The 12,356-nt window shown below is 70.1% G+C and carries 14 protein-coding genes and 1 riboswitch; of the genes, 10 read left to right on the top strand and 4 right to left on the bottom strand.

Going from position 1 to position 12,356, the window contains the following annotated elements:
• Nucleotides 1–54: 54 nt before the first annotated feature.
• The 5 genes from folP to ID574_RS14040 are packed head-to-tail and all read left to right on the top strand — an operon-like array spanning nucleotide 55 to nucleotide 2,662.
• Nucleotides 55–912 (top strand): dihydropteroate synthase, encoded by an 858-nt coding sequence (folP, locus tag ID574_RS14020; protein ID WP_442939289.1) that lies wholly within the window; start codon nucleotides 55–57, stop codon nucleotides 910–912.
• Nucleotides 909–1,355, top strand: a complete 447-nt coding sequence (locus ID574_RS14025) for a nuclear transport factor 2 family protein (protein WP_188189213.1) — start codon at nucleotides 909–911, stop codon at nucleotides 1,353–1,355. The genes folP and ID574_RS14025 overlap by 4 nt, the downstream gene beginning before the upstream one ends.
• Nucleotides 1,345–1,710: a dihydroneopterin aldolase gene (gene folB, locus ID574_RS14030; protein WP_188189214.1), complete on the top strand. Its 366-nt coding sequence runs from the start codon at nucleotides 1,345–1,347 to the stop codon at nucleotides 1,708–1,710. The genes ID574_RS14025 and folB overlap by 11 nt, the downstream gene beginning before the upstream one ends.
• Nucleotides 1,707–2,210 (top strand): 2-amino-4-hydroxy-6-hydroxymethyldihydropteridine diphosphokinase, encoded by a 504-nt coding sequence (folK, locus tag ID574_RS14035; protein WP_188189215.1) that lies wholly within the window; start codon nucleotides 1,707–1,709, stop codon nucleotides 2,208–2,210. The genes folB and folK overlap by 4 nt, the downstream gene beginning before the upstream one ends.
• Entirely contained in the window at nucleotides 2,207–2,662 is a 456-nt protein-coding gene (locus tag ID574_RS14040; RefSeq protein WP_188189216.1) for a DUF3180 domain-containing protein, read from the top strand. Before folK ends, ID574_RS14040 begins: the two co-directional genes overlap by 4 nt.
• A gap of 24 nt (nucleotides 2,663–2,686) precedes the next feature.
• Here the strand turns inward: ID574_RS14040 and ID574_RS14045 are convergent, their stop codons facing one another.
• Both ID574_RS14045 and ID574_RS14050 read right to left on the bottom strand, forming a co-directional pair.
• A complete protein-coding gene (locus ID574_RS14045) occupies nucleotides 2,687–3,814 on the bottom strand; it encodes an acyltransferase family protein (protein WP_188189217.1) in 1,128 nt (375 codons plus the stop codon).
• On the bottom strand, nucleotides 3,811–4,956 hold the full coding sequence (locus tag ID574_RS14050; RefSeq protein WP_188189218.1) for an NADH-quinone oxidoreductase subunit D: 1,146 nt from the start codon (nucleotides 4,954–4,956) through the stop codon (nucleotides 3,811–3,813). The genes ID574_RS14045 and ID574_RS14050 overlap by 4 nt, the downstream gene beginning before the upstream one ends.
• A 122-nt stretch (nucleotides 4,957–5,078) precedes the next feature.
• Here ID574_RS14050 and ID574_RS14055 point away from each other — a divergent pair, with 122 nt between their 5' ends.
• Nucleotides 5,079–5,741, top strand: a complete 663-nt coding sequence (locus tag ID574_RS14055; protein WP_188189219.1) for a DoxX family protein — start codon at nucleotides 5,079–5,081, stop codon at nucleotides 5,739–5,741.
• A gap of 21 nt (nucleotides 5,742–5,762) precedes the next feature.
• Here the strand turns inward: ID574_RS14055 and ID574_RS14060 are convergent, their stop codons facing one another.
• Nucleotides 5,763–7,052: an aminotransferase class V-fold PLP-dependent enzyme gene (locus ID574_RS14060; protein WP_188189220.1), complete on the bottom strand. Its 1,290-nt coding sequence runs from the start codon at nucleotides 7,050–7,052 to the stop codon at nucleotides 5,763–5,765.
• A gap of 44 nt (nucleotides 7,053–7,096) precedes the next feature.
• Nucleotides 7,097–7,212, bottom strand: a riboswitch (SAM riboswitch).
• A 113-nt stretch (nucleotides 7,213–7,325) separates the two neighbouring features.
• Here ID574_RS14060 and ID574_RS14065 point away from each other — a divergent pair.
• Nucleotides 7,326–8,078 carry a TerC family protein gene (locus ID574_RS14065; RefSeq protein WP_188189221.1) on the top strand — a complete coding sequence of 251 codons (753 nt, stop codon included), beginning with the start codon at nucleotides 7,326–7,328 and terminating at the stop codon, nucleotides 8,076–8,078.
• The gene (locus ID574_RS14070; RefSeq protein WP_188189222.1) at nucleotides 8,078–9,271 is read left to right on the top strand and encodes a cytochrome P450; all 1,194 of its coding nucleotides are present in this window, start codon (nucleotides 8,078–8,080) and stop codon (nucleotides 9,269–9,271) included. Before ID574_RS14065 ends, ID574_RS14070 begins: the two co-directional genes overlap by 1 nt.
• 451 nt (nucleotides 9,272–9,722) lie before the next feature.
• Here the strand turns inward: ID574_RS14070 and ID574_RS14075 are convergent, their stop codons facing one another.
• Nucleotides 9,723–10,685: an SAM-dependent methyltransferase gene (locus ID574_RS14075; protein WP_188189223.1), complete on the bottom strand. Its 963-nt coding sequence runs from the start codon at nucleotides 10,683–10,685 to the stop codon at nucleotides 9,723–9,725.
• A 172-nt stretch (nucleotides 10,686–10,857) separates the two neighbouring features.
• Here ID574_RS14075 and ID574_RS14080 point away from each other — a divergent pair, with 172 nt between their 5' ends.
• Nucleotides 10,858–11,079, top strand: a complete 222-nt coding sequence (locus ID574_RS14080) for a chaplin (RefSeq protein ID WP_188189224.1) — start codon at nucleotides 10,858–10,860, stop codon at nucleotides 11,077–11,079.
• A gap of 189 nt (nucleotides 11,080–11,268) precedes the next feature.
• The gene (locus ID574_RS14085) at nucleotides 11,269–12,282 is read left to right on the top strand and encodes a Rossmann-like and DUF2520 domain-containing protein (RefSeq protein WP_262495983.1); all 1,014 of its coding nucleotides are present in this window, start codon (nucleotides 11,269–11,271) and stop codon (nucleotides 12,280–12,282) included.
• Nucleotides 12,283–12,356 lie beyond the last annotated feature (74 nt).

The raw sequence follows: 12,356 nt of genomic DNA on the forward strand, positions 1-12,356 counted from the left end.
ACAACTGGGGACCCGCGATGTCAGCAGGTGTGGTGGAACGCCTAGGCTTGGCCCATGACTAGCGTGCCCATCAACGTGCCGGGAGGTGCGGAGCGGTGCCTCGTCATGGGTGTGGTCAATGTGACGCCCGACTCCTTCTCCGACGGGGGTCTGTGGTTCGACGAGGCGGCCGCCATCAGTCACGGCCTCGAGCTGGTCGGTGAGGGGGCCGACATCGTCGATGTGGGCGGCGAGTCCACCCGTCCGGGCGCGGCCAGGGTGTCGCTGGAGGAAGAGCTGGCCAGGGTCGTCCCAGTGATCAGCGCGCTGGCGGCCGAGGGGGTGACGGTCAGCGTCGACACGATGCGCGCTGAGGTCGCCAGGGCCGCGGTCGAGGCGGGCGCGCGGCTGGTCAACGACGTGAGCGGCGGCCTGGCCGACCCCGAGATGCCGCGCGTGGTGGCGGCGACCGGCGTCCCCTATGTGGTGATGCACTGGCGCGGCCACAGCCATGACATGGAGACCCGGGCCGTCTACACCGACGTGGTGACCGAGGTGCGCGAGGAGCTGAGCAAGCGGGTCAACCTGGTGCTGGCCGAGGGGGTGGCCGAGGAGCAGATCGTGCTCGACCCCGGCCTCGGCTTCGCCAAAACCGCAGAGCACAACTGGGCGCTGCTCGCCGCGATCCCGCAGCTGGCCGAGCTGGGCTATCCGCTGCTCATCGGGGCTTCGCGCAAGCGGTTCCTGGGGCGCCTGCTGGCCGCTCCAGACGGCACGCCACGGCCGTTCAGCCGTTCGGACGACGCCACGCTGGCCGTGACCGCGCTGGCCGCCCATGCGGGCGCCTGGTGCGTGCGCGTGCACGAGGTCGGGCCCAATGCCGACGCCGTGCGCGTGGCCGCGGCATGGAAGAGAGCGGGAGCAGGCACATGAGCGTCGACACGGCCGCCATCGAGACGGTCAACCAGGAGTTCTACACCGCCATAGAGAGCGGCGATCTCGACAAGATGACCGAGATCTGGGCGGACGACACGGCCGACGACCAGGTGAGCTGCGTGCATCCCGGCTGGACCCTGCTGAGCGGCCGGTCCGAGGTGCTGCGGTCGTGGGCGCTGATCATGGCCAACACCACCTACATCCAGTTCGTGCTGACCGACGTCAACACGACCGTGCTGGGCGACGTGGCCGTGCTCACCTGTGTGGAGAACATCCTCACGGCCGGCGAGGAGGGTGAGTCGAGCTTCGCCGCGGGAAAGGTGGTCGCCAGCAACGTCTACGTTCGCACCCCGCAGGGCTGGCGTCTGTGGATGCACCACGGGTCGCCGGTGTTGCAGGGGGACGACGACGAGGAGGAGGAGGGCGAGCTTGAGCGCTGATCGCATCGCCCTCAAGGGGCTGCGGGCCTGGGGCAGGCACGGTGTGCTCGCTGCCGAGCGGGAGCTCGGCCAGGAGTTCGTGGTCGACGCGACGCTGTTCCTCGACACGGCCCCGGCGGCGGCCGGCGACGACCTGGCCAAGACCGTCCACTACGGAGAGCTGGCCGAGGCCCTGGTCGAGGTGGTGGAGGGTGAGCCGGTCAAGCTGATCGAGACGCTCGCTGAGCGCCTGGCCGACGTGTGCCTGGCCAGCGAGCTGGTGCAGAAGGTCGAGGTGAGCGTCCACAAGCCGGCGGCGCCGATCCGGCTGCCGTTCGACGACGTGGTCGTGACGATCGAGCGGAGCCGCGCATGAAAGCCGTCCTCGCCCTGGGCAGCAACCTGGGCAACAGGTTCCAGATCCTGCAGGGCGCTGTAGACGCCCTGTTCGACGCCCCCGACCTGGAGTTCGTCAAGGCGTCTCCCGTCTACGAGACCGACCCGGTCGGCGGTCCCCCCGGCCAGGACCCTTATCTCAACGCCGTCGTCATCGCCGAGACCACCCTGGAGCCGCGCACTCTCCTGGAGCGGGCGCTGAGCGTGGAGAACGCCTTCGGCAGGGTCCGCGCCGAGCACTGGGGGCCGCGCACACTCGACGTCGACCTCGTCGTCGTGGGCGACCTCGTCTGCGACGATCCCGAGCTGACGCTGCCGCATCCGCGTGCCCACGAGCGCGCGTTCGTGCTCGTGCCCTGGTCGGACGTCGATCCCGAGGGCACGCTGCCCGGGCGGGGCCGCGTGTGCGACCTGGTGGAGGGGCTCGACACGCAGGGCGTACGCCTGCGTCCCGACCTCACACTGCAGAGGCCGGATTGAGGCCCACCCGACCCGGCCTCCTGGTCGGCATCCTCGTCATCGTCGCGCTGCTGTCGTGGGCGGCGGTCCGGCAGTTCTACTCCGACCTGCCCCTCATGCCGTGGACGGCGATCCCCACCGTCCTGCTGCTGGCCATCGGCGAGGCCTACAGCGGCTGGGCCACCAAGGCCAGGATCGCCAGGAAACCGGGCACCAAGCCGGTTGAGCCGCTGGCGGTGGCCAGGCTGGCGGCGCTGGCGAAGGCGTCGGCGTACGCGGGGGCGGTGTTCGGAGGGCTGTTCGCCGGGTTCGCCCTCTACACGGTGCAGATGTTGGACCGGGAGACGCCGCGCTCGGAGTTCTTCATCGCGACGGGATCGTTCGTGGCCTGTGTGGCGCTGGTGTGTGCGGCGCTCTACCTGGAAAACGCCTGCCGCATCCCCAAGGGCCCCGAGGATCAACAACCGGAGTAGCGCCACCCACCCGACGCGCGATCGTCAGCCACGATCTGAGCCCACAGAGCCGCCGAGCTCCTCGTGCTGCGTCTTCCTGACCGGCGTGCGGCGCCGGCCGAAGAGGTAGATGACGGGGGCGGTGCAGATCAGTGGCCCCACGATGGCGATGGGTCGCTCCAGCCACCAATACAGATCCGGCGGGATCGGGGTGGCCAGCGTGCCGAAGATCCACCACGACAGGCCGAGCGCGATCGCCATCCCGGTCGTGTGGAACAGGAACAGCGGCAGGGAATACCGGTTGATGAAGTCGTTGACCCGGCGCCAGCCCGGCCGCTCCAGCACCCGTTCCATGGCCGGTCGCAGCACCTCCACCAGCCCGATCTGGAACAACAGCAGCGCCACGATCACGAACGTCGGCGGGGCCATGTTGGACCACTTGTCGCCCGGCACACCCACCATCGACCCGGGGTAGATGCCCGAATACACCAGCCCGAACAGGGCGAACAGGCCCGTCCACAGCAGGGCGACGTCGTAGCGCCTGGGCAGGATCACGATCCGGTCGTAGAAGAACCCCGCCTGGTGGGCCAGCCCCCACACGATGATCATGTTGAGCCAGCCGACCCCCTCGACCCCGTAACGGAAACGCAGCACGTCCACCACGAGGGCCGCGCCGCCGAGCCAGATCAGGGCCAGTACGTCGTAGCGGCGGTGCAGCCAGAGCGCCACCGGCAGCAGGGCGATCAGCACGAGGTAGACGCCGAGGAACCACAGCGGGCTGAGCACCAGCAGCACCACCCGCCACATCCAGTCGACCTGGAACGTGAACGTGACGACCGCCCCGATCGCGATCCACGCCCCGGACAGGAACAACGCCGGTAAAGCCAGCGCCCGGATCCGTCGCCAGACGAACGCCCCGATGCCGACCCCGCGCAGGCAGGCCCGGTTCCAAGACAACAGGTGCACGTGCCCGCCCACGTAGAAGAACAGCGGCAGCACCTGCAGCAGCCACGTCAGGATCCACAGCCCCGAGGTGAAGCCCAGCGGACTGGTCGGCTCCGGCCCGTACGGCTTCCACACCAGGATCGTGAACGCCCAGTGCCAGACGACCACGACGACCAGGCTCAGCGCGCGGAGCCAGTCGACGTATTTGTCGCGTTGCGGGGTCGTCACTTGTCGATGTCACCCACGACGAAGAACATCGAGCCGAGAATGGCCACCATGTCGGCCACCAGGTGTCCCGGCAGCATCTCCCGCAGCACCTGGATGTTGCTGTACGAGGCCGAGCGCAGCTTCAGCCGCCACGGGGTCTTGTCGCCCTTGGAGACCAGGTAGTAGCCGTTGATGCCGAGCGGGTTCTCGGTCCACGCGTACGTGTGCCCCTCCGGCACCTTGAGCACCTTGGGCAGCCGCTGGTTGATCGGCCCGGGCGGCAGCGAGCGCAGGCGCTCGACGCACGCGTCGGCCAGGTCGAGCGAGATCTTGAGCTGCTCGAACAGCACCTCGAAGCGCGCGTGGCAGTCGCCGCCGCTCCGCGTGACGACCTTGACGGGCAGCTCGGGGTAGGCCAGGTACGGGTCGTCGCGCCGCAGGTCGAAGTCGTAGCCGGAGGCGCGGGCGATGGGGCCGCTCACGCCGTATTGTGCGATCTGCTCGTGCGTGAGCACGCCGACGCCCTTGGTCCTGGCCAGGAAGATGTCGTTGTGCAGGATGAGGTCCTCGATGACCGGCACGCGGCGGCGGGTCTCCGCGACCGCCTCGGACACCCGGTCCAGCCAGCCCAAGGGCAGGTCCTCCTTGAGCCCCCCGACCCGGTTGAACATGTAGTGCATGCGCCCGCCGGAGATCTCCTCCATGACCGCCTGGATGCGCTCCCGCTCGTTGAAGGAGTAGAAGATCGGCGTCATCGCGCCCAGCTCCAGCGGATAGGAGCCGAGGAACATCAGGTGGCTGAGCACCCGGTTGAGCTCGGCGAGCAGAGTGCGCGCCCACACGGCCCGGACCGGCGGCTCCATGCCGAGCAGGCGCTCGGCGGCGAGCACCACGCCGAGCTCGTTCGCGAATCCCGACAACCAGTCGTGCCGATTGGCGAGCATGATGATCTGGCGGTAGTCGCGGACCTCGAAGAGCTTCTCCGCGCCCCGGTGCATGTATCCGATGATCGGCTCAGCGGTGGCGATGCGCTCGCCGTCGAGCGCCAGCCGGAGCCTGAGCACCCCGTGCGTCGACGGGTGCTGCGGGCCGATGTTGAGGATCATGTCCTCGGTGGCCAGCTCTTTCGCGCCTGCACCGATTCCGACCACGCGTTCCGTCATATGGCCATGCTGCCACCGCTGACGTTGGTGATCCAGCGCGGGGGATGGTCAAGGAATCGTATGGAAACGCATCGCTACTACGGACATGGGGAGGAATCGGGGAAACGGGGGGAGAAAGCATCATGAAGAAGGTTCTCTTCGATGTCGCGGCCCTGATCGCGCGCGTGGCGACCGGCGTGATCTTCGTGGCTCACGGCTGGAACAAGTGGCGGAGCGGCATCGGCGACACGGCGCAGGGGTTCAGGGAAATGGGCATCCCGATGCCCGAGCTCGCCGCGGGGTTCGCCACCGTCGTCGAGACCGTTGGCGGGATTCTGCTGATCGTGGGTCTGCTGGTGCGGCCCGTGGCGCTGCTCTTGCTGATCAACATGCTGGGCGCGATCGTGTTCGCGCACTGGGGGAAGGGCGTCTTGGTGTCCGAGGGCGGCTGGGAGCTGGCGGGTGCGCTCGGCGCGCTGAGCCTGCTGTTCCTGACGCTCGGGGGCGGCCGGATCGGGCTCGACGGGCTGTTCGGCGCTCTGTTCCGGCGGCGTCGGGGACGCCGCGCGGCCGAGGAGGACATGGCCCGCGGGACCGGTGCGTCCGCGGGCGGTGGGACGGCCTCCGGGCGGCTCGGCGGCCCGATGACGCCGGCGTCGCCCACGACGCCCGAACAGCCGAACGTCCCCAGGCAGCCGTCGCCGCCCAGGACGGGCGCGAGGAACATCAACGACGAGGACATGCGGGACATCGACGCCCTGGTCTCCGACGACCAGCCGGAACACCGCAAACCACCGAACCGGTGAGCCGTTAACTTAGGCCCCGCGTCAGCGGGAGACGAGGTCGCGGAGGGCCTCGATCAGGCGGTCGACGTGCTCCTGCGTGGTCCCGATGCCGATCGAGGCGCGTACCGCGGAGGCCGTGCCGTCCGCGCAGTCCCCCTCGTCCGTGCCCAGCAGGTGCCGTACGAAGGGGTGCGCGCAGAACTTCCCGTCGCGCACCCCGATGCCGTATTCGCTGGAGAGCACCTCGGCCACCTCACGCGCCGACCACCCGGCCACGGTGAACGACACGATGCCCACCCGCGGGTGATCGTCCCCCCACAGCGACAGCTCCCGCACTCCCCTGACCGAGGCCAGCCCGGCCCGCAGCCGCGCGAGCAGCCGCTCCTCCTCGCGTACCAGCGCCGTCCAGCCGGTGGCGGTGAGCGCGTCGCAGGCGGCGGCCAGCGCGATGGCGCCCAGCACGTTCGGGGTGCCCGCCTCGTGGCGCGGCTCCGGGTCGTCGTGCCACTCCGCGGTGTCCCCGACCGTACGCACCGCGCCCCCGCCCTTGAGGTACGGCTCCCCCTGGGCCAGCCAGTCGCGCCGTCCGACCAGCGCCCCGGCGCCGAACGGCGCGTACAGCTTGTGCCCGGAGAAGGCCACGTAGTCCAGGTCGAGCGCGGTGAGGTTGAGCCGCCGGTGCGGTACGAGCTGCGCGGCGTCCACCAGGATGCGGGCCCCGTGCCGGTGCGCTATGTGGGCCAGGGCGGCGATCGGCCACAGCTCGCCGGTGACGTTGGAGGCGGCGGTGACGACGAGCAGCTTGGGCCCGTCGATCGCGGCCAGCGCCTCGTCGGCGGCGCGGACGGCCTCGCCGGGGAAGGCGGGCGGCGCCAGCCGTACGGACTTCGGCCAGGGCAGGAGCGAGGCGTGGTGCTCGGTGTCGAAGACCACGGTCGTGGTGCCGGCGGGCAGGCATCCGGCCAGGAGGTTCGTGGCGTCGGTGGTGTTGCGGGTGAAGATCACGGCGTCGTCGGGACGGGCGCCGACGAACGCCCTGACCGTTTGGCGCGCCTGCTCGTACCGGGCGGTGGTGAGCTGCGAGGCGTAGCCGGCGCCGCGATGGACGCTGGAGTAGGCCGGGAGCGCGGCGGCGACGGCCGCGCTGACCGGCTCCAGACAGGGCGCGCTGGCCGCGTAGTCCAGGTTGGCGTACCCCACCAGCCTGCCGCCCTTGACCGGCACCTCGAGGTCGGCGCCCACCACGGCGGGGATCGGCCGGTCGCCGGTGACGGCAACGCTGGGGGCGGCGGTCTGGGCGGGGACGGAGTTGAAGATCGTCAGCGTGGACACGGCACATCTCCCTCAGGGTCTTCGGACCCCTGGAGCAGCCACGGAGCCCGCGCTTGCCCGCCACACCCCGTGGCGGACCAGGTCTTCACCCGGGGCACCCCGCCGCGGACGCGAGGGTTGCCGGCCAGCTAGCCGGGGCTTGTCGCTGGCACTCATGACCTACGGCCGCACTATAACCTACGGCGGGCGGTAAAGCGCAAGTCGGCGAACTTTTACGACTGCTGACTCGTTGCTACCGCCGAACCGTCAGTGAGGTGTCATGGAGGTACGCATATGTTGGACTGGGTGACCGACCCGCAGATCTGGATCGGTTTCTTCACCCTGGTCGCGCTAGAGATCGTGTTGGGGATCGACAACATCATCTTCATCTCCATCCTGGCGGGGAAACTACCTCCTGAGCAGCGGGATCGGGCACGCGTCCTCGGCCTGGCCGCGGCTCTCATCAGCCGGCTGCTCCTGCTGCTCGGCCTGTCCTGGGTGGTGCAGCTGACCGAGCCGCTCTTCACCGTCCTCGGCCACGAGATCTCGGGCCGAGATCTGATCCTGCTGCTCGGCGGCCTCTTCCTGCTGGCCAAGAGCGTCACCGAGATCAGCCACAGCATGGACGGCCCGGTCAACAAGGACGGCAAGAAGGCCGTCGCGGCCTCCTTCACCTCGGTGATCGTGCAGATCATGATTCTCGACATCGTGTTCTCGCTCGACTCGGTCATCACGGCGGTCGGCATGGTGGACGAGCTCGGGGTGATGATCGCGGCGGTCGTGGTGACGGTGCTCGTGATGCTCTTCGCCTCCGGGCCGATCAGCCGGTTCGTGGACCAGCACCCGAGCATCAAGATGCTGGCGCTGGCGTTCCTGGTGCTGATCGGCGTGGTGCTCGTCGCCGAGGGCCTCGACCAGCACATCCCGAAGGGGTACATCTACTTCGCGATGGCGTTCTCGGTCGTCGTGGAGCTGCTGAACATCCGGATGCGCAGCAAGAACACCAAGCAGGTCGAGTCGGAAACCAGTGCTTCTAAGATGAAATAGTGCGCTTTGATCCCTGGAATCCTGATTTCGTGGCCTACCCGTACGAGGTCTACGACGAGCTGCGGCGCGAGTCGCCCGTCTGCTACTTCGAGCCGACGAACCAGTGGCTGATCTCGCGCCACGCCGACGTGAACGCCCTGCTCAGGGACCGCCGGCTGGGGCGGTCGTACCTCCACGTGGCCGGCCACGAGGAGTTCGGCAGGGAGCCGGAGCCGGACTTCCAGGAGCCGTTCTGGCGGGTGATCAGGGCGGGCATGCTCGACGTCGAGCCGCCGGTGCACACCAGGCTGCGCCGGCTGGTCTCCAAGGCGTTCACGCCGCGCATGGTCGAGTCCCTGCGGCCCCGCGTGCGGGCCATCGCCGAGGGCCTGGTGGACACGTACGTGGAGAAGGGCGGCGGGGACGTGATCGCCGAGGTCGCCGAGCCGCTCCCGGTGACGGTGATCGCGGAGATGCTCGGCATCCCCGAGAGTGACCGCCATCTGCTCCGCCCCTGGTCGGCCGACATCTGCGGCATGTACGAGCTCAACCCCACACTCGAGGCGCAGCACACCGCGGTGCGGGCGGCGTCGGAGTTCGCGGACTACCTCAAGTCCCTGGCCCGCGAGCGCCGGAACCACCCCGGGGAAGACCTGATCAGCGCGCTCGCCCAGATCTCCGAGCTGACCGAGGACGAGCTGGTCGGCACCTGCGTCCTGCTGCTCAACGCCGGTCACGAGGCCACCGTGAACGTGACCGGCAACGGCTGGTGGTCGCTGTTCAGGAACCCCGGCGAGCTGGCCCGGCTGCGGGCGGACCGCGGCCTGCTGCCCACGGCCGTCGAGGAGCTGATGCGCTGGGACACACCGCTGCAGATGTTCGAGCGGTGGGTGCTGGAGGACATCGAGGTCCACGGTGTGACGATCCAGCGCGGGTCGGAGGTGGCGCTGCTGTTCGGGTCGGCCAATCGCGATCCGGCGGTGTTCGAGGACCCTGACCGGCTGGACGTGGGGCGGGCCGACAACCCGCACATTTCTTTTGGGGCCGGCATCCACTTCTGCCTGGGGGCTCCGCTGGCCCGGATCGAGCTCATGGAGTCGTTCGGGGCCTTGCTGGAGCGGGCGAGTCGGCTGGAGTTGCGCATGGAGCCCGTCTGGAAGCCCGGCTACATCATCCGCGGCCTCCGGTCCCTGGAGCTGACCGCGGAGAGCTGAACGAATCCGTCCCCCTCGGCTTCGTCGCCGCAGCCTGCGCCCCGTCGCACTTCGGCTGGGGTCCTTTGGGGGAGGGGGTCCGTTGGCTGAGGCCCGGGGCGAGAGAGGGGCGGCCGGGCCTCGGGACGAAGGACGCGTGCCCGGACCCCGAGCGAAGGACGCGTGCCCGGACCCCGAGCGAAGGACGCGTGCCCGGGACCCAGGGCCGGCGACGCATGGCCGGGCCCCGTATGCACCCGACGCCGCGTGTTCGCCGTCGGCCTCCTTCCCCGAAGGGCGTCAGCCACTCGACGACGCGTGGTCGGGGTCGGCGGGGCCGTCAGGGGCCCGCCGGACCCCGTCCTCCCTCCCCATGAGGACATCAGCCACCCGGCTACGCGTGGTGGGCGGTCGGCGGGACCGGCCGGGGGCCGTTGGACCTCGTCTTCCCTTCCCCGGGGGACCCTGAGGCTCAGAGGCGTTGTTCGAGCCAGCCGAAGCCGCCGAGCCCCGACGGGTCGATCAGCTCGCCCTCCTCCGAGGCCCGCGCCAGGGCCCGGAGGTAGCCGCGCGGATCGGTGCGGGCCAGCTCGACCGGCGGGCGGGCACCGGTGATGCCCAGCGCGCGCAGCGCGTCGCGCTGTGTGGACAAGGCTGTGGATATCGCGCCGGCCCGCCGCCCGGCCTCCGCGCACGCGTCGAGCGCCACGTGGGCCGTGATGTCGCAGGTCCCGTCTGGAATCGGGGGAACGACCGCGCCGTCGCGGTACCCGGCGAGCGTGCCGCACGGCGGCCGGTTATCCACAGGGTGTGCATAATCGACGGCGATCGCCCTGCCCCTGGTGAGGCGCGTGATGACCGACGCCCAGGCCTCGTCGCGGGGTCGGCCGATCTCCGCTCGCGTGCCCACGCGGGACAGCGGCCACCATCGGTCCAGCCACTGCCGGTCGGCGGGTCGCAGTGGGCCGCCGAGGCGCTCCTCGCCCGTACGGACGTTGACCATGACCAGTCGCGGGCCGTCGGGTGTCTGCTCGGCCACGTCCAGCGGGACGTTGTCGAGCCATTCGTTGGCGATGGCCAGACCCGTGATGGCGGTCGGCAGGTGCCTGCGCCAGCCGATCCGCTCGGGAAGGCCCTCCGGCCTGGGGGAGAGGTCGACGGCCGTGATGCGCAGCCGGTCACGCAGCCCGGGCTCGGCGGCCGCCAGCACCTCGGCGACCAGCGCGCCCTCGCCCGCGCCGATGTCGACGAGGTCGAGCACCTCGGGTCGCCCGAGGTCGGAGTCCACCTGCCGCAGCAGGGCGAGGACCGCGTCGGCGAACGCCGCCGAGGCGCTCACCGAGGTGCGGAAGTGGCCCGAAGGGCGCTCTCGCAGATAGAAGCCCTCCTGGCCGTAGAGCGCCCGCTCCGTTGCGACGCGCCACGTGAGCCACATGCCTTGGACTATCTCATGATTTTCGACTGCCACGGAGAGTTATCGTATGGCTACTCTTTGTCGCGCAATTACGCTACCGTTACCGTTCGTCATCGAGTGATCGCGCTCCGGCAGCCCCCTTGTGCCGGATCGTGTCGCTCTGGTCGGGCAAGCACTCTCGAGAGGAGCTCTCATGCTCAAGAAGACCCTGGTCGTCGCCGGAGCCGCCGCCATGCTGGCGCTGGCCGCCCCGGCCGCGCACGCCGACGTCACCAGCGGCAACGGTGGTGTGCTATCGGGCAACCAAGTTCACCTTCCGGTCAGCGTCCCGATCAACATCTGCGGCAATGCGGTGGCCATCATCGGCAAGGCCATCGCCGGCTGCAAGGGCGGTGCCGTGGTCGTGCACCACTGACAGCGACAGAGCCCGGACCGGCGCGGTCCGGTCCGGGCTCCGTACCCGGCCGGTCAGTCGGCGGATGAACCGGCCGGGCGCACCTCCAAGGGGTCGCGACTATGCGGGCGTCGGGTCCGGCCGGACTCGGCGCCCGCGGCCATGCGATGAACCCCTCTCCTCATCTCTTCCGACAGGGGGTGCACCCATTTGTATGCCCTTGTCCCTTTTGTCGCTAACTCAACATGCGGCAAAGCACCGGTCACATCCCCTTTCCGGAGAGGCCGTTACGCTGGTCGGCAGTGCCAAAAAGGTCGACAGGGGTGTGACGTCATGGACGCAGGGGATCGCCCGGCCCGGCTGACTGTCGGCGTGCTCGGAGCGGGCAAGGTCGGCTCGGCTCTCGGCGCCGCGTTGGCGCAGGCCGGTCACCGCATCGTGGCCGCGAGCGGCGTGTCCGACAACTCCCAGCGATGGGCCGCCGACCGGCTGGGCCTCACGCCGTCGCGGCCCGACGAGGTGGTGGCGGCGGCCCAGCTCATTCTGCTCACCGTGCCCGACGACGCGCTGCCCGACCTCGTCAACGGCCTGGCCACCACCGGGGCCGACCTCAAGGGCAAGCTGCTGGTGCACACCAGCGGGGCGTACGGGCTCTCCGTGCTCGATCCGGCGGCCAAGGCCGGCGCGCTGCCGCTCGCGCTGCACCCGGTGATGACGTTCACGGGCCGCGACGACGACCTCAACAAGCTCACAGGCATCTCGTACGGCGTGACCGCGCCCGACCCCCTGCGCCCCATCGCCGAGGCCCTGGTGATCGAGATGGGCGGCGAGCCGGTCTGGATCGCCGACGCCGACCGCGCGCTCTACCACGCGGCGCTGGCCGGCGCCGCCAACCACATGGTCACGCTCATCGCCGAGTCGCAGGATCTGCTGGCCCGCATCGGCGTCGAGCACCCGGGCCGGATGCTGGGCCCGCTGCTCGGCGCCGCGCTCGACAACGTGCTGCGGCTGGGCATCGCGGGCCTGACCGGCCCGGTCGTCCGCGGCGACGCCGGCACCGTGCGCAAACACGTGGACGCCTTGATCCTGGCGGCTCCGGAGGCGGCCGACGCCTACATCGCGCTGGCCAGGCTCACGGCCGACCGGGCGCTGGCCGCGGGGCTGCTCAAACCGGAGGAGGCGGAGCGGCTGCTCGACGCGCTGGGCGGCAACATATGGACATGACCGCGAGGGAGTCCCGTCGCCTGGAGGAGCGGCGGGAGCGCAGCGACCAGAGCGGGGGAAGGCGGCGGCATATG

Source organism: Nonomuraea sp. SYSU D8015, assembly GCF_008065375.1.
Lineage (GTDB): Bacteria > Actinomycetota > Actinomycetes > Streptosporangiales > Streptosporangiaceae > Nonomuraea.